Here is a 22,754-nt window from a genome sequence, read left to right on the forward strand (position 1 = left end):
AATTTTAAATGGATACATTTCCACAAAACTTTCTGTGGGGAGCAGCGGCTTCTGCCCCTCAGACAGAAGGAGCTGCTTTGGTTGATGGCAAGAGCCCATCAACTTGGGATAAGTGGTTTGAAATAGAACCAGAATTGTTTCATAACGGAACAGGACCAGAAAATACCTCTAATACGTATTATCAATACAAAGAAGATGTTGCCTGTATGAAGGCAATGAATTTAAATTCCTATCGGACATCGATTGCTTGGACGCGTCTTTTACCGGATGGCAAGACATTAAATCCGCAAGCTGTTGATTTTTACCGAGCCTATTTTCAGGAAATGCTGGATAATGGCATTGAGCCGATCATCAATTTGTTCCATTTTGATATGCCTTGGTGGCTGATGGAAAAAGGTGGCTGGGAAGTTCGTGAGTCAGCGGATCATTTTGCATTTTACGCAAAGACTGCGTTTGAAGTTTTTGGTGATTTAGTAAAAAAATGGGCGACGTTCAATGAGCCTCTTGTACACATCGAATGTGGGTATATGGGAGATGCACATTGGCCCAAGGTGCATGATTTTAAACGAGCTATACAAGTTGCCTATCACACACTACTAGCGCATGCGAAAGCTGTAAAGGAGTACCGGCGCTCTTCTTTTAATGACGGACAAATTTCTATCATTCTCAATTTAGCACCCGTTTACTCTAAAAGCGAAGAAGCTGAAGACGTGGCTGCTGCAAAGTGGGCAGACCTGTTTTATATTCGCAGCTTTCTGGACTGTGCGGTACGAGGTACTTTTCCAGAAGAGCTGGTAGAGGTATTACGAGAAAGTGATTTGCTTCCTAAAACAGAAACAGGTGATAAAGAAATTTTTGCGGAGAATACAGTAGACTTTATTGGTTGTAATTATTACCAGCCATTACGTGTTCAAGCACCTCAAGAAAAGAAACGACCAATCACAGGACTAAGAGATTTATTCCGAGGTTATGATTGGCCGGAGAAACGAATTAACCCACATCGTGGCTGGGAGATTTATCCGCGGGGAATCTATGATATTGCGATGCGGTTAAAAAACAGTTATAGCAATATCCCTTGGTATATTTCAGAAAACGGGATAGGTGTGTCGCAAGAAGAACGGTTCAACAATAAAGAGAATATGATTGACGACAACTACCGAATTGATTTTTTATTTGAACATTTGACGCAACTGCAGCAGGCAATTTCAGAAGGTTCTCCTTGCTTTGGGTATCATATGTGGACATTTGCTGACTGTTGGAGTTGGTTGAATGCCTATAAAAATAGATATGGTTTTTATCGTGTCGATCTGGACAATGGCTATAAACGGTTACCGAAACAATCAAGTTTATGGATGGCACAGGTAATCGCTGAAAACCGCTTAGTTGAACCGTTTGCTCAAAACTCAAGTAGTCATTAAAAGCTAGTAAAGAAAAAAACGATAAATGATTTACTTTTCCCAACTTTTTCTTTCAGTACAAAGAGTTCTGCAATGAAATGAGTAATGGCATGGCCAACTTTTTAAATGACTGTTCCATGGTACTTCGCGCTATCAAAAATTTTGTTTACGATTGTTTGATATAAAAGTAAGATGGATCGGAATTTCTTCCATCCTAGAAATTATAGCGTCAGTATTGCTTCTTTCGGTTTTTTTGCTATTATTAAGTAGGAGAAACCATAAAGGAGCGAGACAAATGTCAAAAATTTTAGTTTTTGGTCACCAAAATCCAGATACAGATGCAATTGGAGCGGCAATCGCCTTTTCACATTTGCAAAATCAACTAGGAAAAGAAACTGAAGCTGTAGCTTTAGGTACACCTAACGAAGAAACACAATATGCATTAGATTACTTTAAGTTATCTGCCCCACGTGTCGTTCAATCAGCAAAAGAAGAAGCAACACAAGTGATGCTAGTGGATCATAATGAATTTCAACAAAGTATTTCTGATATTGCAGAAGTAGAAATTTTAGCGGTCGTTGATCATCATCGGATTGCAAATTTTGAAACAGCTAATCCACTTTATTACCGAGCTGAACCAGTAGGTTGTACAAGTACAATCATTTTGAAGTTATATAAAGAAAACCAAGTAGAACTTCCTAAAGAGATTGCTGGCATTATGCTTTCTGCAATTTTATCTGATACATTGCTATTCAAATCACCAACATGCACATCAGAAGATGAGGCAGCTGCAAAAGAACTTGCAACAATTGCAGGCGTTGATTTGACAAGCTATGGGTTAGATATGTTAAAGGCCGGTACAAATCTTAGCGATAAATCAGCTGCAACTTTACTTGACCTTGATGCCAAAAGCTTCCCAATGGGAGAAGCTAATGTTCGTATTGCACAAGTGAATACAGTCGATTTAAGCGAAGTAATGGCTCGTCAAACGGAACTGGAAGAAGCGATGACTGAAGAAATGGCTAAAAATGGATATGACCTCTTTGTCCTAGTGGTAACGAATATCCTAGATAGCGATTCGGAATTATTAGTTGCAGGTCAGGGATTAGATAAAGTCGAAGAAGCTTTCCAAGTTAAATTAACGAACAATCGTGCCTTATTAAAAGGAGTTGTTTCTCGTAAGAAACAAGTCGTTCCTCAGCTAACAGCAGTTTTTAACTAAGCTAGCTAAGGGGTTGCTAACACCTTTTATTCGATAGTTATTAAAGAGACTGACAGCTATTTGTTCCAGGCTCACAATGCCAGCCTAGCTTGTTCGATCAAAATGAGGTTGGAACAGAAGTGATCCAGCTTTAAAAAATAAGCCGCAGAATCCGAAAATAGTTGCTCGTATTTTTGGGATTCTTCGGCCTATTTCCGATTGAGCCAGGGAAAACGAGAAGGGGAAAAAATGAACTATTTTTATTCACAAAATCACCAGCAGTTGCTTAGCAAACTAGTAAACAATGCTGTTTTTCCAACTTTGATTGAGTATTTGCATCATCATCAAGAAGAAGACATTATTTTGAGAGAGTTGAAAAAAAATTTTGATCATCCAAAATTTGAAGCTTTTCTTGATCAGTTGATTGATGAAAATCTAATCAAGCGGGAAAATCGTCGTTATAAGTTGAATTTTCCAATATTTGAGGAAGAAACTTATCAAAAAGAAATTGAAGAAGCTGCAGCCCAGATTTTACAAGCTATTAGTCATTTGTCGCAAACGGAAAAACAGTTGGTTATGGGAAATGAATGTTGGCAAGAATGTTTCGTGTCTAATTCAACCTATTTTTATGCAACCTTAGAAGATCTTATTCCTGTGACGAGACAGGTTGCTGGCAATGAGAATTATCGATTTGTTTCTTTAAATTATCATAACAAGTTATCTTATTCTCTTGCCAATTATTTTTATTTACAAAAGAAACAATTACCTGTGCCATCAGAATTTTTAAAACTTGTAGAACTGATCGGTGACGTCAACGAAACTTATTATTTTGATCAAGTTGAAGTAATCATTGAGCGTATCCAAGCTCAAAAATATAAGAATCGTCGTTCCAGTATCTTCTTTGATTCACTGATCTTGTCGAATACTGTTAAAGTTGTGAAAACTGATGATCAGTTCAACTATCAATTAGCATTGCCGTTGGTTGAAACGGCAAGCAGCAGAACACAACTACCCAAAATCACTGCTGGAAGAACCGTGGAAGAGCATGCTTATATTGCTAGAAAAGTCTATGATCGTCTTATCAAGGAACTAAATTTAGCAGATTTTTCTTATATAGAAAAAATCAACTGAAAAATTTTTAGACTCAACTGTTAATAATCCTCAGACATCAAAGTTATCAGAAATGACTAGCTTTGATGTTTTTTATGTAAAGTTCAATCATTTATGTCTATTGTAAAGGATTCTTTATTAGCAATATCATCCGAAAAATAAAAAAACAGTTCAAGGCACTTAGACTTACTTGTCCTGAACTGTTTTTCTTATTTGCCACATCATCATTCCTAAACACGAAATGAAGAGTAATTCAAGAAAATTACTAGTGATTTGAATATTTGCTGGATCAAAAGTTGGCGCTAACGCTAATACAAGAAAAGAAAAGACACTATAGACAAAGCAGAATAGTGGGATTAGTTGCATTAAAAGTGGCAAGCGTAACTTTTTGAATATTAGTGAAAAAATAAAGTAAGTAAAGATGGATAAAATGATAACCAGTCCATTCAGTATAAAAAAGAACAATGAATTTTGGTTAAAGGAATAGAATAAAACGGTCAGCAATGCGAGCAACCTAGATGCAACAAAAATTGTAGCAGCTTCATCCATCTTTTTGGGGATTTGTTTTTTCACATATGTTCGAAAAGCCAATGAAAAAATAAAACCACACAAAGATGAAAGAATTAACAAGAAGAGGCTCTCATCTACCTGACTTAAACCGGGGTGATCTAACAATAACCAGCCAAAGGCATTACATGGTATATCGGAAGATCTGAAATAGGAATAGCATAAGAACAAAAAAAGTGTCAATAGGGCGAAAAGCGTCCCTATGTGCAAAAATGTACTTGTCTGTCGTTTCGTTTTCATATATTCTCCTGATAAAAATAGTGTTAATCAGATATATGATAACAAAATGATGAGTATATGTCGATGCTTTTTAATGGAAATAAAAAATAAAGGCTTTTTTTATATGGTAAATTTCATTTTAACTTCAATTACAAGTTTTCAAACTAATTTAATTAAAGGTTTTACTAATGATGTGCCTCACTTAAATGTTTTTATTCACAAAGAAATTTAGTGACAACATTGATTATTACTTATGAGTTAATAATAGATCAGTTTGATGTAGATTTTCCCAAAAGTATATTTATTCTCTATTTTAAAAAGGAGAAGTTTGAACATGAAATGCCTGAAAAAAGAATTAAGTTTTTTCAGAACTAGACAGTCAAAATGAAGAGCATGACAAAAAATCAAGAGGTACTTATAGGTTGTTAGGTCATTTTGATTGTGAACGATTATTTGAAAAAAAAGAAAAAATTAAAATTTAAGCCTTTTTTGTTCTAAATGATGATAAAACGATTATAATAGAATTATAAAGAGAGTTGGTGATACGAATGAAAATAATAAACCGAGCCATAGGAGTCACTCATGTTCTCAGTGTTGCCTCTTGTGGGTATTTAGATTTATATTCACTTCAGCAGCCCATCGTAGCCAATAATAATATCTTTCAGATATCATTGACCGATAGCTTGCTTTTAAGTATTTTTTTATTTTCCGTGATCTTTATCGGAAATATTTTTGGCAGCTTTGCTAGTTTTTTTAATTTCACAATTTATCCACTGCTTACCTTAGGATTAGGACTAGCTGGTCTTTTAGCATTATTGCTCTTTTCAAAAACGATGAGCTTATTTTTGATTTTGTTTGGTACGATTTGTTTATTTCAAATTGTGGTTAGTGGATGGGAAATATTTCGTTCGACTATTTTGATGAAGATCGGAGACTAAAGAAGTGAATCCAATTATATTAAAACGTAAAGTAAATAATATTCCATTATTAGAAGTTGTCCTAACCGAATTAAGAGCTGAAAAAATTCCGATAATTATTTATTATCATGGTTGGCAAACGAGTAAAGAATTAGTTTTGACACAAGGAAGAAAGTTTGCTAAACAAGGATTTCGTGTCTTACTACCAGATGCAATGAACCATGGTGAAAGAAAGCAAGTAGTTTCTGCTATTCCTTCCTTTACCTTTTGGAATAGTATTTATGGAAACTTATTTGAATTTGAGACTTTATTGAAGCACTTAGAAAAACGAGATGTTCTTCATGAAAAAGTAGCTGTAGGTGGCGTTTCAATGGGGGGGATGACGACTTGCGCGTTGTTAACAAAACATCCGCATTTGGTTGGTGGTATTTGTCAGATGGGTTCCCCTGCGCCTGAACAGTATGCTAAAGAAATTTACAAAAGAGCTCATCAGTACCAATACATACTGCCGAACGATTATTTTGATTTGATTTCTTGGGTCGAAAAATATGATTTATCTTTGCAGCCAGAAAAACTAGCTGGGCGACCTTTATATTTTTGGCACGGTGAAAAAGACGAGAAAATTCCCTTTCAACAAACCAATGATTTTGTGAAAAATAATCAAAAAGAACGTTATGGTCAAGGAATTGTTTTTGATTATTCGCAAACCGAAAAGCATATGGTAAAAGTACCATTGATGGATAGAGCAACCAAATTTTTGGTGCAAATGATGAATGGATCCAAAGAATAGAAAAGACAGGTGTATTCTGATTTTTTATAACAAATTAAATAGATAGAGAAGTAAACAATGCTATGAAATAAGCAAAGTTGAGGTTGAGAAAAAATCGTTTAGCATCAAGAAATACGAAAGAATATCCAAAAATTGACAAGAAACACAAACACTGGTTTTTGCTGTTGATGGATACTTACTTGGTGTTTCTCAAATTTTTAGTCAATTTCGGCAAATTTTTTGAAGTTGTTGCTCCTTAAACACCGTTTATTCGTTTTAGAGATACTAGAAGAGACTGAGGCTATTTTTGATTGGCTCATTCTCTGCTATTCTTTTAGTTCATATCTGAAACTAGAAAATAGATGGAGATAACGTACATTTTTCTAATAAAATGGAGTAACTGGCTTTCGATTCTAGTGAACTTTTATTAAAAAGATGCTGGCGTGCAGATGATTTTTACGATATTTCTACATTTTATCGCTTTCAAGTTTGCTATAATGGTAGAAAACAGAAAAAAGTTTTCTATTGTGAAAGGAGCAACCTATGCCAACATTAGCTGATGTTGCTAAAAAAGCAAATGTATCCAAAATGACGGTGTCTCGTGTCATCAATCACCCGGAACAAGTAACGGATGAGTTAAAAGAATTAGTTTTTTCTGCGATGGCAGAATTAGATTATCGCCCCAATATTGCAGCAAAAGCACTCGTTTCTAATCGGTCACAAATCATCAAACTTTTCATCCTTGAAGAGATTGATACAACAGAACCGTATTATATGAATTTATTGATGGGAATTGCAAAATGTATTGGAAAAGCGCACTATTCTTTGCAGTTGGTAACCAATGATGCATTTGACGTAGGGTCTTGCGACGGCTACATCATTACAGGGGTGAGAGAAAAAGATTTTGACTGGATCGACCGATTGGAAAAACCAGTCGTCCTTTTTGGTGAAAATCGTTTTGGCTATGATTATGTAGATAGCGATAATCATTATGGCACAGCAAAGGCTTCACAATATGCTATGGAATGCGGTTACGAGACAATTATTTATATTGGGATTGACGAGGATGAGCCATTTGAGTTATCAAGAGAAGCAGGCTACCTTTCAGTTATGGAAACAGCCAACATGAAGCCGCAAATATTACGTTTCCCAAATCATTCGACAATGGCAGAGAAATATCTTGCCGATCATTGGTCAACTATTAAACCAAAGACTTGTTTTATTTGCAGCTCTGACCGACTAGCTTTAGGGATTGTAAGAGGTATTGCTAAAGAAAAGGGAAAAATTCCTGAAGATTTTGGAGTCATTGGCTTTGATGGTGTATTTTTAGACCAAATCAGTTCACCCAAATTAACTACGGTAAAACAAGATATCGTACGAATGGGTGAAGTTTGTGGTGAAATGTTGTTAAAAAAAATTACCGAAAAAGGAGAAAGTCAAGGATACCGTCGATTTTTCCCTGAATTGGTCATTCGAGAAACGACCAGATGACCGTCGAAAGAGGTTAAATTTAGTTATGGTTACTATGGAAAATGAAAAAATTATGCTATGATTGAGAAAAGTTCCATTTATGAGAAGGATGGTTTAAAATGAATGAAATTAGACGGAAACATTTTCGTTTTCCTGCCTATGATGACGAAATTGGCGTCAAACTAGCAAAAAACCAAAGGCGTGTTTTATTTGATGGACAGGATGATCTATTAACCGAAAACAATAATCAACCAATGTTTGAGCAAATGCAAGAATTTCACTTTGCTCAAGGCGATGCTAGAGAACAACGCAAACGTCGAAATTTGAGCAATTCAAAAAAATCAACAATTCCAAAAGAAAATTTAGTCAGACACAAAGAACAGCTTCCTGATTATCATACGCATCAAGCAAGTAATCGCCCATTGACTAATCAGCGGACGAGAAAAGCGGCTGATTCAATGAATAGTCAGAAGAGTCAAGAGCAGCACACAAGTACCAAAGCCTATACATCGAACCAACAAAAAAATGGTCGTGGGCGTTCTTACTTTGTACCTAAGTATGTGCCAGCATCAATTATTCCTGATCCAAAAGTATCTAGTATTTCTGACGCAGAACTAGTTGATTCAATGAAAAAAATGAAAGATTCATATTTGTTATTTGATAATGAACCGGTACCTTACCAAACAAAAAAAGCCGGCTCTCCTTCTGTACAACCTTTTAACAAAGCTGAGAAAGAACCACTCAGTGCGACATCAAAAAGAAAAGATAAAAATCATGGTGTTTTAGAAAGATCATTAAAAGGATTGATAGAAGAACAAGGGAATTCTTTGGGAGAAAATAGCTATTTTAAATAATGGAAAGCCTGGATAACTCCTTTCGTGGATTGATCCAGGTCTTTTTGTATAAAGAAAGAAGGAAAGGTTTCTATGAAAAAACAAATGAAGCAAATAGGGTTTTATGAGGGATTACCATTGACTGACAAAAATAGTTTTTTAGAAAAGTTGGCAGAAACTCCGGTTCCTAAAAAAAGGGAGTTATTGGTGGAGATTTCAGCGATTTCAGTGAATCCAGTGGATGTAAAATTTAGAATGCAGACGCCAAAACAAGAGTCTTTTACTGTTTTGGGATTTGATGCGGTAGGGAAAATAGTTGCAAAAGGTCCCCAATCTGAAAATTTTGAGATAGGAGACCGTATTTATTATGCTGGTTCAGCAAAACAACCAGGTAGTAACCAAGAATATCAGTTGGTAGATGAACGAATTGTGGCAAAAGCACCAGAAAATCTCACGGACGAAGCTAGTGCAGCATTACCGTTAACTGCGATCACCGCCTATGAACTCTTATTTGAGAAATTTCAATTGATTCCTAAAGAATCAGCGAATAAAGGTAAAAAAATATTGGTCATCAACGGTGCTGGAGGTGTCGGTTCGATTCTCACACAATTAGCAAAATGGAGTGGGTTAGAGGTGGTTGCGACAGCCAGCCCCAAAAACTTTCAATGGTTAAAAGAAAATGGGGTCGATCATCCAATTGATTACCATCAAGAGTTAAAGCCTCAACTAGAAAAGGTTGGGATAAGCACCGTCGATGTCGTAGCGGTTTTACATGATATCCGTCCCTATCTAACTGAGCTGGCAGAAATGATTCAACCTATGGGGAAAATTGGGATGATCGTAGGACTTGATGGACCAATCGATATTGCAAGTTTTAAAAATTTATCTGTTTCATTTGAATGGGAATATATGTTTACTAAAACGGATTATGGTCAACTAATCGAGACACAAGGGGAAATATTAAAACATTTGACAGCATTGGTAGAAGAAGAAAAAATCCATACTACTTTAGGAAAAGTATACAGAGAAGGCATCAGCAAAGAGACTTTAAAGCAGGCAACGAAGGAAGTAGAGACTGGAAAAGTACATGGTAAAGTAGTGATTACTGGAGGTTTTGCTAGTAACGAAATAGCGACTGAAAAGTAGAAATATACTTTTCAGTCGCTAACCAATCATTTAAGAATGTTATTCAAATTGTTCTGCAGAATCAAGAGTATCAAAAGGTTCTTTTGAACGATTTGCAGAAAAAGGATTGAGAGAACCTTTTACTTCGAGATATTTCACTTTGTTTAACGTATAAGATAAGATGGAGCAACTGAGTAAGGTATAAACAAAATGTGTTACATCCAGATATAATAAAGAAACAACCAAGATACCAAATGTAATCAAGAATAGACTTTTACCGATCTTGATATGGAAATATTTTTCAAAGGCTTGGTAAATAATGTCTGTTCCGCCAGTGCTTCCACCAAAGCGAAAGACCAGACCACAACCGATACCAGATAATACACCAGTCATCAGGCTATTGAGTAAAAGATTGTGGACAGCAAAATGGACGTTTAGTCCTTCCCACAAATGTAAAAAGAACACTAAGGCAAAGGTTCCGACAATCGTTCGCAGAAAAGCCTGCTTACCAAAAATGAATAATGAAACCAATAGCAATGGTAAATTGATAATAAGTGATGTAATGGAAGGAGCAAAACCGAATAAATTATTAAGTAAAAGGGCAATTCCTGTTACACCACCATCTGCTAATTTAGCAGGAATATTGATTCCGGTCACAGCTAAACCATAAAGTGCAGCGCCAAAACTGATACCAACCAGATCAATTAATAGATTTATTTTTTTCATTCTCAAACCTCTTTTCTTTTGAAAATTTTCAGCAACTTCTTTATTATACTTATTAGTTAAGAATCTTCAATAGATAATTTGAAAAATTTTTTCAACATTTAAAGGATGTCCAAGGAAAGGAGTAACTATGCGAGCAGCTGATCTATTAACACTCATCACAACTTCTCCAACGAAAAGAGAATATAAAGGCATCTACTGTGATCTTCATGATAATCTGCAGGCTTTGACGAGTATTCAGAAAAAAGGTGAGACTCAATGTGTGTTTTTATTTGAACCAAATAAACCCAATCTGCCGATGAAAGAGTTGCTTGTTTTCTTGATGAAAAATCGTGAAAAAGAAATTTTGTATCAAAAAGGTCAAGAATTTTACCCATTATACGGAGTGAAAGAAAGAGCAAACCAGCTAGTCATTTGAGAAAAAATAGGAATTTCGAGAAAAATTGAACGTTTATGACTCTAAAACGATCATTTATTACTTTTTTTTATCTTTGGACAAAACTTACAGTATAATAATTTATGAACAAGCCAGTAAAAATTATCTCCCCCACGAGGTTTCTGCTTTACTGGCTGTTTTTTTATATTCAAATAAATTAGACACATTTCTCGTTCAAATTCGTGAGATGTGTCTTTTTTTATATAAAAGAAATACATAGAGTTTGAAGAAATAAATTTCTTCTTTCTTTCCATTTATTGATTAAGGACTTTATTGCTAGTTTGAAGCATATTCAGAGAATTGCCGGGGTGTTGGATTTACAAATGATGAAGTACGCATCTTTTTTGTTCTTTTCAGACAACTTAGTTGGGGATTTTTTCGTCTATGTTTATACTTAAATTAGAATGGAAAGGAAGATCCTATGAATAATTTTTTTCAAACGCTTGTTGAGCGAAAAGGAGAATTGATCTCCGCAACATTTCAGCACTTATCAATTTCATTAATTGCCTTATTGATTGCGATTGTTATTGCAATCCCATTAGCTATTTGGGCAGTGAACCATAAAAAAATGGCAGAAGTATTGTTGCAGATAACCAGTGTTTTACAGACGATCCCATCTTTAGCTTTATTAGGATTGTTGATCCCCTTCGTTGGAATCGGAACAGTGCCAGCGTTGATTGCATTAGTGATCTATGCGTTATTACCAATTTTTCAAAATACGTATATCGGACTTAGTGAAATTGATCCATCCATTGAAGAAGCAGCAGTTGCTTTTGGTATGTCACGCATGAGACGGTTGATCAAAGTGGAATTGCCAATCGCATTACCAGTGATTATTTCAGGTATTCGAACAGCCCTTGTCTTGATCATTGGAACAGCGACGTTAGCAGCATTGATCGGTGCCGGTGGATTAGGAACATTTATTTTATTAGGAATCGATCGCAATACGCCAGTTTTGACACTGATCGGTGCAATCAGTTCAGCTTTGTTAGCGATTATTTTCAGTAGTTTAATCAGACTTCTTCAACATTTGAAACCTCGATATACAGTTATCACTTTATTGCTTATCTTTTTGGGAATCGGTGGAATATCTTTGTATCAAAGCGGACTCTTTAAAGAAGATAAGGTGACGATTGCTGGGAAATTAGGTTCAGAACCAGATATTTTGATTCAAATGTATAAAGAATTAATTGAAGATAATTCAGATGTTGAAGTTGAATTAAAACCGAACTTCGGCAAAACCAGTTTTCTTTTTAGTGCATTGGAGAATCAACAGATCGATATTTATCCGGAATTTACAGGAACTGTTTTAGAAAGCTTAGTTAAAGTACCTGATGACTTAAAAAATAAAGAATTGAATGAAAAAGAAACCTATAATCAAGCAAATCGCTTATTAGGTGAACAATTTGAAATGACACTTCTTCAACCAATGGCGTATCAAAATACCTATGCTTTAGCGGTGAAGCGATCATTTGCCAAAGAAAATGGGCTAAAAACCATTTCTGATTTGGGAAAGATTGAAGATCAGATAAAAGCCGGTTTCACATTAGAATTTATTGATCGTTCGGATGGCTATAAAGGAATCCAAGAACTTTACAAACTTAATTTTCCAAGTGTACAAAGTATGGAACCAAGTTTACGCTATCAAGCCATCGATAACGGAGATGTCAATGTAGTAGATGCTTATTCGACGGATAGTGATCTAAAACAATATGACCTTGTCACCTTAGAAGATGATCAGGGATTATTTCCAGATTATCAAGGAGCTCCTTTGATGACCAAAGCCTTTGCGAAGGAACATCCAGAAATCGTTGCAGCTCTAAACAAGCTCGCTGACAAAGTAACAGAATCTCAAATGATTGAAATGAATTATCAAGTGAATGTAGAAAAACAACAACCTGCGGAAGTAGCGCATGCATTCTTGGAAAAAGAAGGACTACTGAAGGAGGGGAATAAATGAATAATCTGATAGAATTCAAGCAAGTCCAAAAGAAATTTGGCGAAAAATATGCAATTAAAGAACTAAACTTATCGATTGAACAAGGGGAAATCTTTGTTTTGGTGGGTCCCTCTGGCAGCGGGAAGACGACCTCGCTTAAAATGATCAATGGTCTATCTCAGCCGAGCGCAGGGGAGATATTCTTCAAGGGTAAATCGTTAAAAGACTATGATTTACAAAAAATGCGGTGGAAAATGGGCTATGTTTTACAACAAATTGCGTTGTTTCCAACTATGACTGTCCAACAAAATATCGAAGTTATTCCAGAAATGCTAGGATGGGAAAGAAGAAAAAGAGAAAAAATAGCTGACCAATTACTTGAGAAAGTCGGACTTGATCCTACAATCTATCGAAATAGAATGCCACAGGAATTATCCGGTGGAGAGCAACAACGGATCGGTATCGTCCGTGCTTTGGCAGCTAGCCCAGAAGTTATTTTGATGGACGAACCATTTAGTGCTTTAGATCCTTTGTCTCGAGCTTCTTTACAAGATCTTGTACTTTCCTTACATCGAGAATTAGGCACAACGATCGTCTTTGTGACGCATAATATGGATGAAGCCATAAAATTAGGAGATCGGATCGCTGTCATGAAAGAGGGCGAATTAATTCAATGTGACCAACCCGATCAGTTGTTGACTCAGCCTAAAAATGAATTTGTACGGAGCTTTTTTGATGAAACGATTCAACAAAAACAACAAACAGTAAAAGAGCTGATCGTAGCTGACGATTACAGCAAAGGACTTCATCAAGCGGATTTTCCAGATGTTTACTTAAGTACACCGCTGACTGAAGTATTCGAATTATTGATCCAACATGAAGCAGTAAATATTCGAGAAAATGAGGAAAATCTAGGGGAGATTACAAGAAAAGATATCTTCACTTATTTATCTAGAAAGGAAAGGGAAAATGAAAGAATATGATGAAGTTGTGATTGGTTCTGGCGTAGCTGGTATGAGCGTGGCTTATGGGTTAAAAAAAGCAGGGAAGAACGTCTTGATCATCGAAGAAAATCTTTGGGGTGGTACTTGTCCTAATCGAGGATGTGACCCTAAAAAAATTCTACTAAATAGTGTGGAAGCAAGAAAACGAATTGAACAGTTGTTGGGTAAAGGATTCAGCGAAGTACCAACTGTTGATTGGCAAGAACTACAAGCATTTAAGCGCAGTTTTACAGATCCAGTTTCAAAGAATCGTCAAAAAGAATTAGCAGCAGCTGACATTGATTATCTAGCTGGAACAGCACGCTTTATCAATGAAAATACGATCATGGTAGGAGAAGAAAAAATTTCAGCTGAACATTTCATTCTTGCTACTGGTCAACGACCATCGATTTTACCTATTGATGGGAATGAATTTTTACAAACAAGTACTGACTTTTTATCATTAAGTGAATTGCCTCAGGACATTATTTTTATTGGTGCAGGCTATATTGCATTTGAATTAGCGATGATCGCTCATGCTTCAGGAAGCAATGTCACGATCGTTCACCATAATCAACGACCATTAAAAGCATTTGACGAACAATTGGTCAAACAACTAGTTAAACAAATGGAAGCAGCCGGGATTCGATTTGTTTTTGATTTTGAGTCACAGCGAATCATTCAAGAAGGAACGCACTATTCCTTGCAGTCAAACGATCAAGAACTACAAGCAGATGCGATTTTTTGTGCCACTGGAAGACAGCCAAATGTTGAGCGACTAGACCTGGAAAAGGCGAAGGTAGAAACAACGAAACATGGTGTTGTTGTTAATGACTATCTTCAAACGAGTAATCCAATGATTTTTGCTTGCGGGGATATCATCTCACGGACAGAGCCAAAATTAACGCCAGTTGCTACCTTTGAAGGAAATTATGTTGCAAACTATGTATTAGGAAATACTAAAGAAAAAATTAGTTACCCTTCCATCCCTACGATCGTTTTTACTAGTCCGAAATTGGCTCAGGTCGGGGTAACAAAAAAACAACTCACTGGACAAGAAGAAGTAGTAGAAATTGATATGACCAATTGGTTTACCTATCATCGTGTGAATGAACCACTTGCTAAATCCCAAATGATCTATGACAAAGCTGGGTATTTGATTGGTGCCAGTGTCCTTAGTGAACAGGCAGATGATTTAATCAATGATTTGAATTTATTGATCAGTCAACATACAAAAAAAGAAGAATTAGAGCAATGGATCATGGGTTATCCAACGGTAGCGAGTGATTTATCCTATTTATTGAAATAAAAAATACAGTGTATTGATTATGTAAAAAAACGATTAAATATAAAAAATAAACGCTTAAATCTGTGGCTGAAAATGTCCTCGAATTTAGGCGTTTTTTCTATTGTAGTGAAAATGATAAAAAGATTATTTTAGTGAAAGGCTCTTTATGGAGCTCTCTAAAAGATCCGGTAGTAAATATTTTAATAATAGATATCTTGAGTGTTATTTTTATTAAAATATTACCTCGCAGAAAAGCACGAATCTTATAGGTTGATCACTACTTTTTTAATATTATTATACTTATATTTTAATGAAATGGTAGACATACTTATTTTCGTACATTAAAATTAATAATAGAGGAGAATAGAGAAAACAAAGCGTTTGTAAATTTTGAGGGATTAGGAGGGGAAAATGAAGCAATTACTAACGAAACAAAGTTTAAGACAGCTAGCACTCTTAGAGTTACTCTGGAGCAACGAATGGCTGACGATTGCAGAGATCGTCAAAAAAATAGGTGGGGTTGAAAAAACGATCCGAACAGACATCAAACAACTGAATGAAATAATTGAACCTTTAAAAATAGAGACTTCGGTAAAATATGGCGTTTTTTTAAGTAAAGACTTAGGTGTTTCAAAATCATATGTTTATTCGCTTTTTTTACAAAAAAGTGTCGAATGTCAAATGTTGGAAATGATATTCATCAATCCCATGATGAAAAGAGGGGAACTATGCGATCAACTCTTTATTTCAGAAACACAACTCAATCGATTACATAATAAAATGAATATTTTAATGAAAAAATACGAAATAAAAATCACAAATGATTTGAAATTGATCGGTCACGAAAAAAATATCCGTAAACTTTTCTCTAGTTTGTTCTATGAAAAATACCTTTCACCCGATTTACTTTTTAAAACAGAAGAATTTCAACTGATTGATACAGTACTTGATATTTTTTATAAACAAAATAAAGAGAAGATGGTTATGGATGATCAACATCATTTTTTATTGAATAAAATGCGAATGAGATTATGGGTGGCTGCCTATCGTTGTAAATCTAGCTCATTCTTTAAACAAGAGGAAGATTATTTTAATTATTCTATGATTACTGGAGATCGAGAATTAAACAAAAGGTGGCAAGCTGTGTTTGGTATCGAACTATCAGAAGAAGTTTTGTTTAACCTGTTTGAGTATTTTCATGCTCCATTCAAATTAAATGAAAGATGCTTACAACTAGGGACTAGTCAATCGATCTTACAAACAAGACTGGAAAATCTGATTTTGGAAGTTAGCTATGAATTTAAGATTAATTGCCAGAACAAAACAGCTCTACTTCAGGCCGTTATGTGGCGGATATTTCGTACGATCGGTCCAACGCATATTTTAAATAACGTTGAAGAAGATTTTGTCTGCGAATTAATGAATGATCGACAAGATATCGTTTTAAATTTGAAAGCTAAATTCAGTGAAATTTATGACGATCTAACCGTTCATTCTCTAGATAAAAAAAATATGATTTATCAATCCATTTATACTTTAGTTTCACAATGGTCTGAATTTCGTTCGGAAATACGTAAGCCAACGATTAAAATCCACGCTGCATTGCTATTAGATGCACCAGCCGGGCATTTAAAAATGCTAAAAGAAGAAATTGAATATCATTTTAGAAATACATATGAAGTTGATATTTTATTGCCAATAGCACAAAATTCTGTGAATCAGCTAAAACACTATGATTGTGTCCTAACCAATGGCTTTAATACTGGCGATCTAGGAGATGTGAAAATTATTGGCGTCCCTAATTATTTTGGAGAAGAATTTGTCAAAAAACTACATCATTTTTTGATCAACAAAAAGGAAGAATTACACGTTTTTAGAAAGAATATACTCATCTAAAAGCAAAACAAGTTGAATATACATATTGAGAAAGAGGCTGAACGATACAGTAACAATCATAGTAGTATTTCCGAATGAACATCCAAAGAGCAGTTATCGTTACATTAACTATAAAAAAAGTGAGCGTGCTATTTAGTGAAAACGATTCTGTTTGTTGCATAGATCTACCTAGTAAAGGGACCCGAGATGAATGATTGTCTTTGGTCTCCTATTTTTTTACTTTGCATCACGAACAACTCAATGGATCGGTGGAAAAAATAAAAGATTATGAAAGATATTTTACCAAGGGCTCGGTATATTAAGGTTATTTTTAAAGATTGGGATATGCTAAAAATAAAACAAGGAGTATTTATCTGTTAGGAGAGGAGAGATGTAATAGAAATGAGAGAAATATTAGACGGGCGTTTGAGACGCCAATTGAATATTTTAGAAATCCTTTGGAATACGGAATGGATTACGACTGCGGAATTAGCTGAAAAAATTGATAGTTCAGAAAAAACCATTCGAAATGATCTATCTCAAGTCAACGAAATGATTGAGCCTCTATCAATTGAAACTTCTTTTAGAGCAGGAATCATTTTAAAGAAAGATATCACAACGCCTAAGTCATTTATCTATTCAAAAATTCTTGAAAAGAGTCTAGAATACACATTACTGGAAACGATTTTCCTAGGAAAAGTTACTTCTAAAGAAGAGCTTAGTGATTTGCTTTATATTTCAGAAACTCAGGTATCAAGGGTAATTAATCGAATCAATCAAGAAATCCGGTTTTTCGATTTTCAAATTACCAATCAAATCAAAATTATCGGAAACGAAGGGAATATCAGAGACTTCTTTTCAGTATATTTTTCTGAGAAATATCATTTGCCCGAAAAATTGATACAAAAAGAAGAAAGAAATTTGATTTCAGAGATCATTGATATATTCATCAAAGAAAATACGATATGGGCAATTGTGAACAATGACCATCATTTATTTTTGGGAAATTTAAAATTTCAATTGTATGTCTGTTTTACACGATTGAAGCAAGGCTATCAATTAGAAGTTAACGAGATACCTTTTCATTTTACACATCTAATGAACGAAAAAAAACTAGTAGAAAAAATACATAATGTCTTTGGCATCAAAAGTGTAAAAGAAAATCTTCAGCAATTATTTTATGAATTCCATCAGCCAATTAATCCAATCGCTCGCTTTCATTCAGAAGGAGTTGAAATCGATTCGGTCTCAATAAAGAAACAGATCGGCTATGTGATTACTTTGCTGGAAGAACGTTTTGGATTACTTTGCGAGAATCGAGATAAGTTGATACATGATATTTATTGGACGACCATGAGTTCGGTGCGACCTACTTATATTTTATACAATAAAAAAACGGATTTTTTTGAAAATACGTTGAAGGTAAGTCCTGAGTTAGTTACCGCATTAAGAGATGAATTTTTTGATATTTACTTTTCTCTTGGTAATCCATTTTTATCTTACTTAGATGAAATGATCCAGCAATCCATCTTCAAATTATTAACTTCTTGGTCTGAACTATGGGTACGCGTGAGAGAAAGTAAAGCAAGTATCAATGTAGCACTTTTATTGGATAGCTCTTACGATCATATGCGGATGCTCAAAGAGGAAATTCAATTTTATTTTAGACATAATATCAAAATTGAGATACTCGATCCTACTACTCAAATACAAAAGGGCTATTTACAAAAGTTCGATTGCCTTTTAACAGATGTATATTCGCCTGACCATTTCGGTATTCCAACGATTGGGATGTCTAGTTATTTTGATGAAGATATCATTAATAAATTAGTTGATTATTACCATATAAAAGTTAATTCCAGTATGGATAGTTAGTTTGCACTATGACTATAAATTTCGGAAAAGTTTCCGCTTATCAACTGATATGGCTAAAAATTAAGTATTATTTTTTAGATGTTCTAAGCTAATCATCTTTTTGTTACATAACAATTACTAATGGAAAAGGTATTTACCAATCTATCGGTAAAACTTGGTTTTCATTCTATTTTATTTTTACGGATAATATTATTGTGGAGGTTGCGTCGTTAAAGTATTGGAGGTGAAGAGCGAAATAAAAAGAGTGATGTATTATTTGATAGGTGTTTTAATGGTTAGTCTTTTCATTACAACAAACTGTCATGCACAAACCACAAATGAACAAACGATTCAAGTTGAAGCAATAATAGGAGTATGGGATGCGGACGCAGATGCCAGTACAATTGATAACGTAAGTGACGCAGGAACCAAAGAAAAAGCAACTATAACGATCACACCATCTGATTCAGGTTCTTCAAAAAAAGTGAGACTTCCACAAACTGGTGAACAATTGAGCGTTTATATGATGTTACTTGGAACAATTGTATCCCTTTTCTCAACGGTTATGTTGATTGAGCTCAATCGAGAAAAAAACTATATCATGTAATTTTATTTTTATGGAAATGTTGTGAGACGTTTTCAGCGAGGAGAGAGACAGAATAATGAAGAAGTTGACAAATGTGTTACTAGTATCATCTATTTTATTAGGTGGATTTGGGATTGGAACAATGAACGCAAGTGCAGAAACAGTTAAAGATAATGAATTAGGCTGGATTCCTGGATTAAGTGACCCTGAGGATGACAGCGTAACTATTCAAGGAAAAGATAATGCACAAATTGGAGTGGATGGCTGGATTGGTCCATGGGATCCGGTCGGACCGGAAGATGTATCTTATGTTGACATCACTGTACCTACAAAAGTACGTTATGCAAATGCGGTAACAGATGATGGCCAGCCACTTCCTAATATCTTATCACCTATTTATACCGTAACAAATAATTCTAGTGCACGTAGAGTCAAGATTGAAATATCAAAATTTGAAGAAAAAAGTCAATCGGGTGTAAGACAAGATTTATACTTTACGCCAACAAATGAAGCGGGCGTCCGTTTACAAAGTGTTGCGGGTCAATTTCTTAATAGCCCTACTTATTTAACAGAATTAGATAAATCTTCATCTAAAACGTTAAAATTCGAAGGAAAAATCGCTGAAGGATTTAAAGAAAATCAAGTGGTTAGACCAAGTTACGAAATAACGTTTAATTTCACTGCTTTAAAAGATACTGAATCATAAAAAAGCGTGATTTGTTTCATTTATATCATATATTATTGGAATCCCCAGCAGAATAAACAGGGAATTTCGCACATAGTAACAATGACATGATTGTCTTAAAATACCATTTAGCAGGATTCCAAATAGTTGGAGTTCTGCTAATCATTGAAAGTATAAACTGTTGGAACGAAAGAAACTAGTTGATCAACAAAAAAACTTGTGGATTGTTTGAAAAAAAAATAAAAGTAAATGCTTAACGAATGATTTTTTTATCCATCTGGTTGAGACGATTTGTTTTTGATTTTATCAGAAAGGGAGATTTTTAAATGGCACATAAAGCAAAACAAAGAAAAAAAAGCACATATATCCTGATAACCTTCTCTGCAGTACTTTTGATAGTGGGGATCAGTGGATACTTCTATTTTAATCAATCTCCCCCTCAAGTCGTTACAGGATTGCCAGATTTTGATGAGAACATCACTCAGTTGAATAATGGCGAATTATTAAAAAAGATGCAGGAAGAAGTCGATAAAGACAATGTTCGGATTGTATTGAAGCATGAAATCGAATTAAATAAAGAGGGAAAAGCCCACGTGGATGTACGTAATGTGGGTGTCAACTCCTATAATATACAAGTAGAATACTATTTAGCATCTAATCAAAAAAAATTATATGTTTCAGGATTGATTCCACCCAACAATGGGATTGAATCGGTTGCTTTCAAGAATATGCCTTCCTCGGGTACGCATGGCATAAAGATATATTATAAAGTATATGATGAAAAAGAACTAATCAATACAACAACCATTGATGGAACACTCCGTATTGATTAACGAATCATAGCTAGCATAATAAAAAATAGTTATTTAGAGGCGGGCCAAAGCTTGCTTTATTATCTTAGTTCACTCGAAAATTCACGAAGTAGGTTTTGTTTTAACTGGTTTACTTGGGATCCTTTAAAGAGGGTCCTTTTTTATTTCACTAAAAGTACATAATTACCAAGAAATAGGAATTTTTCGGTTTGTTTTTTCGGATAGAATTAACTAAACTTTAGATGAAAACGTTGTTTATTTACTTGTTTGAAAGATTCACATAGTAAGAAGAAAGTAAGGAGGCAGAACTATTAAATCAATCAAATTAGAAAAAACGGATTATCGATTTTATGAATTAGAACAAGTCCAAAGACATAATCAAAGAGAAATAGTTGAATCAAGTATTGTACAACCAGATAAAACATCTTTAAATTATGATGTTTTAAATAAGAAATTTATTGACTATAAAAAGATCATTAGAAAATATTTGACCCATTTATCTTCAACAAAATCGATTCATTCTAATTGGACAATATTAATTGAATGGCGAATCATCTTTAAAGAATCGGCATTAAAAAAATTATCAGTAAGAGAAACAAAACTATTTTTTTTACAAATTGTTCAAACCTTTCAAAAACTATACGGTCTATCGAATATCATTTATGCACATGTTCATTTTGATGAAGAGAAACCACACTTACATATTGGCCTAATACCCATGAAAGAAGGACGTCTCAATTCTGCTTATATTATGTCCAAATATAAAAACTGTGAAATAGAAACAGAATTACTCAAAAAGTTAGAAGCAGTTCTTCAACAAAATAAGACATCCATCTATCGAAAAAAATCGACAAATGATCATATGAAAGAACAATTGAATGCTGAGTATCAGGAATACAAAGAACTGTATACTAAATTACTTCACCACTCGTTGTTGCCTTCTGAGGTGGGGATGAAGAAACCAGTAAGAGAAACAGACAACTACTCAAATCATATGACAGACGAAAAGAGTAAAACAATAGACGAATTACATAAAGAAAACAATTATTTGAATTCATTAGTGAAACGATTGAAAGCAGAGAACAACTATTTATTGAACGTCATGAAAGAAACAAAAAATAATTTTGAGCAGTTAGACAAACACAACTGTTCAAAAAACACGATGAACGAACCACCATTTGCCAAACTGGAATTAGAAAATCGAAATTACCAAAAAAATTGACAGAAAGGATACTATTTCTGCCAATTTTTTTCATTTACGCTTTGCTTAGTAAAAAAAAAACGAAGATCCTAAAGAGGGACCTTCGCTTTTTAAACAAGCTATTTTATATTAGTACCAACCGTTTGCTTCCCAGAAAGATTTAGCTGCTTCCCATGAGCCGTAACGAGAAGATACGTATTGTTCAGCAACTCGTTCTTGGTTTGCTGCTGAATAGTCACCATTTAAGTAAGAAGAATCTAATTGGTAACGTCCGATGTAACGACCGTTTGTTGCTGTATAAGAACCGCTAGATTCTTTTTGAGCGATCCATTCTTTCGCTGAGCTTGTATTTGTTGTCGCTGGTGTTGCTTGTGCCGCTGTTTGAGTTGCTTGAGCAACTGGTTGGGCAGGTGCTGCTTGTTGAACTGGTTCTTGCTTCACTGGTTGTTCAGCCACTGTTTTTGTTTGAGCAGGCGCTTGGTAAGCTGTTTGTGTTGTTGCTTGTTCGCCTGTTGGGATTGTTAATTGTTGACCTGAATAAATCAAGTTGATGTTTGAGATTGAATTTTTTTCTGCAATAGTTTGGATCAAGGAGTTATCACCAACGTATTTTTGAGAAATCGTTGATAGCGTATCACCTGATTGAACGGTATAAGCTTCGTCCGCATGTGCAGATGTTCCCATAAAGAATAGTGCGCCGGCAGTCAAAGTTGTTCCTAATAGTAATGTTTTAAGTGATTTCATGTAAAAGCTCCTTCGTAAAT

21 protein-coding genes are annotated in these 22,754 nt (G+C 34.7%); 18 read left to right on the forward strand and 3 right to left on the reverse strand.

All coding sequences use genetic code 11. From position 1 onward, the window contains the following. Window positions 1–8: 8 nt before the first annotated feature. From IGK81_RS05070 to IGK81_RS05080, 3 genes are all read left to right on the forward strand, one after another. Entirely contained in the window at window positions 9–1,418 is a 1,410-nt protein-coding gene (locus IGK81_RS05070) for a glycoside hydrolase family 1 protein (RefSeq protein WP_034700327.1), read from the forward strand. A 274-nt stretch (window positions 1,419–1,692) separates the two neighbouring features. After that, window positions 1,693–2,619 carry a manganese-dependent inorganic pyrophosphatase gene (locus IGK81_RS05075; protein WP_010719439.1) on the forward strand — a complete coding sequence of 309 codons (927 nt, stop codon included), beginning with the start codon at window positions 1,693–1,695 and terminating at the stop codon, window positions 2,617–2,619. Between the two features lie 228 nt (window positions 2,620–2,847). Continuing rightward, window positions 2,848–3,729, forward strand: coding sequence for a DUF1803 domain-containing protein (locus IGK81_RS05080; protein WP_034700329.1), 882 nt, complete (start codon window positions 2,848–2,850; stop codon window positions 3,727–3,729). A gap of 165 nt (window positions 3,730–3,894) precedes the next feature. Here IGK81_RS05080 and IGK81_RS05085 read toward each other — a convergent pair whose 3' ends face one another. After that, window positions 3,895–4,515 (reverse strand): hypothetical protein, encoded by a 621-nt coding sequence (locus IGK81_RS05085; RefSeq protein WP_010719437.1) that lies wholly within the window; start codon window positions 4,513–4,515, stop codon window positions 3,895–3,897. Between the two features lie 527 nt (window positions 4,516–5,042). Between IGK81_RS05085 and IGK81_RS05090 the strand changes: the two genes are divergently transcribed. From IGK81_RS05090 to IGK81_RS05110, 5 genes are all read left to right on the forward strand, one after another. Next, window positions 5,043–5,432: a hypothetical protein gene (locus IGK81_RS05090; protein ID WP_034700331.1), complete on the forward strand. Its 390-nt coding sequence runs from the start codon at window positions 5,043–5,045 to the stop codon at window positions 5,430–5,432. Window positions 5,433–5,436: 4 nt separating this feature from the next. After that, complete coding sequence (locus IGK81_RS05095; RefSeq protein WP_034700333.1) at window positions 5,437–6,201, forward strand: alpha/beta fold hydrolase; 765 nt, start codon at window positions 5,437–5,439, stop codon at window positions 6,199–6,201. Window positions 6,202–6,723: 522 nt separating this feature from the next. Beyond that, window positions 6,724–7,671, forward strand: a complete 948-nt coding sequence (locus IGK81_RS05100) for a LacI family DNA-binding transcriptional regulator (RefSeq protein ID WP_034700335.1) — start codon at window positions 6,724–6,726, stop codon at window positions 7,669–7,671. Between the two features lie 98 nt (window positions 7,672–7,769). Beyond that, window positions 7,770–8,504 carry a hypothetical protein gene (locus tag IGK81_RS05105; protein WP_010737399.1) on the forward strand — a complete coding sequence of 245 codons (735 nt, stop codon included), beginning with the start codon at window positions 7,770–7,772 and terminating at the stop codon, window positions 8,502–8,504. Window positions 8,505–8,576: 72 nt separating this feature from the next. Next, complete coding sequence (locus IGK81_RS05110; RefSeq protein ID WP_034700337.1) at window positions 8,577–9,629, forward strand: zinc-binding alcohol dehydrogenase family protein; 1,053 nt, start codon at window positions 8,577–8,579, stop codon at window positions 9,627–9,629. 39 nt (window positions 9,630–9,668) lie between these two features. Here the strand turns inward: IGK81_RS05110 and IGK81_RS05115 are convergent, their stop codons facing one another. Then, window positions 9,669–10,334 carry a YitT family protein gene (locus tag IGK81_RS05115; protein ID WP_010719430.1) on the reverse strand — a complete coding sequence of 222 codons (666 nt, stop codon included), beginning with the start codon at window positions 10,332–10,334 and terminating at the stop codon, window positions 9,669–9,671. 127 nt (window positions 10,335–10,461) lie between these two features. Between IGK81_RS05115 and IGK81_RS05120 the strand changes: the two genes are divergently transcribed. From IGK81_RS05120 to IGK81_RS05165, 10 genes are all read left to right on the forward strand, one after another. Then, the gene (locus tag IGK81_RS05120; protein WP_034700338.1) at window positions 10,462–10,749 is read left to right on the forward strand and encodes a hypothetical protein; all 288 of its coding nucleotides are present in this window, start codon (window positions 10,462–10,464) and stop codon (window positions 10,747–10,749) included. 439 nt (window positions 10,750–11,188) lie between these two features. Then, window positions 11,189–12,727: an ABC transporter permease/substrate-binding protein gene (locus IGK81_RS05125; RefSeq protein WP_010719428.1), complete on the forward strand. Its 1,539-nt coding sequence runs from the start codon at window positions 11,189–11,191 to the stop codon at window positions 12,725–12,727. Beyond that, window positions 12,724–13,689, forward strand: coding sequence for an ABC transporter ATP-binding protein (locus IGK81_RS05130; protein WP_034700339.1), 966 nt, complete (start codon window positions 12,724–12,726; stop codon window positions 13,687–13,689). Before IGK81_RS05125 ends, IGK81_RS05130 begins: the two co-directional genes overlap by 4 nt. After that, on the forward strand, window positions 13,676–14,998 hold the full coding sequence (locus tag IGK81_RS05135; RefSeq protein WP_034700340.1) for a dihydrolipoyl dehydrogenase family protein: 1,323 nt from the start codon (window positions 13,676–13,678) through the stop codon (window positions 14,996–14,998). Before IGK81_RS05130 ends, IGK81_RS05135 begins: the two co-directional genes overlap by 14 nt. Before the next feature lie 390 nt (window positions 14,999–15,388). Next, complete coding sequence (locus IGK81_RS05140) at window positions 15,389–16,873, forward strand: helix-turn-helix domain-containing protein (protein WP_034700342.1); 1,485 nt, start codon at window positions 15,389–15,391, stop codon at window positions 16,871–16,873. 381 nt (window positions 16,874–17,254) lie between these two features. Then, the gene (locus IGK81_RS05145; protein WP_010719424.1) at window positions 17,255–18,727 is read left to right on the forward strand and encodes a helix-turn-helix domain-containing protein; all 1,473 of its coding nucleotides are present in this window, start codon (window positions 17,255–17,257) and stop codon (window positions 18,725–18,727) included. Window positions 18,728–18,974: 247 nt separating this feature from the next. Then, window positions 18,975–19,313, forward strand: coding sequence for an LPXTG cell wall anchor domain-containing protein (locus tag IGK81_RS05150; RefSeq protein ID WP_223603537.1), 339 nt, complete (start codon window positions 18,975–18,977; stop codon window positions 19,311–19,313). Between the two features lie 55 nt (window positions 19,314–19,368). Continuing rightward, window positions 19,369–19,998, forward strand: a complete 630-nt coding sequence (locus IGK81_RS05155) for a hypothetical protein (protein ID WP_034700343.1) — start codon at window positions 19,369–19,371, stop codon at window positions 19,996–19,998. 305 nt (window positions 19,999–20,303) lie between these two features. Continuing rightward, complete coding sequence (locus IGK81_RS05160) at window positions 20,304–20,810, forward strand: hypothetical protein (RefSeq protein ID WP_034700345.1); 507 nt, start codon at window positions 20,304–20,306, stop codon at window positions 20,808–20,810. Window positions 20,811–21,192: 382 nt separating this feature from the next. Next, the gene (locus tag IGK81_RS05165; protein ID WP_239652864.1) at window positions 21,193–22,011 is read left to right on the forward strand and encodes a plasmid recombination protein; all 819 of its coding nucleotides are present in this window, start codon (window positions 21,193–21,195) and stop codon (window positions 22,009–22,011) included. A 108-nt stretch (window positions 22,012–22,119) separates the two neighbouring features. On the opposite strand, the gene IGK81_RS05170 is transcribed toward IGK81_RS05165, so the two are convergent. Then, window positions 22,120–22,734 (reverse strand): LysM peptidoglycan-binding domain-containing protein, encoded by a 615-nt coding sequence (locus IGK81_RS05170; RefSeq protein WP_010719321.1) that lies wholly within the window; start codon window positions 22,732–22,734, stop codon window positions 22,120–22,122. Window positions 22,735–22,754 lie beyond the last annotated feature (20 nt).

The organism is Enterococcus sp. DIV0703 (assembly GCF_051711065.1).
GTDB lineage: Bacteria > Bacillota > Bacilli > Lactobacillales > Enterococcaceae > Enterococcus_B > Enterococcus_B hirae.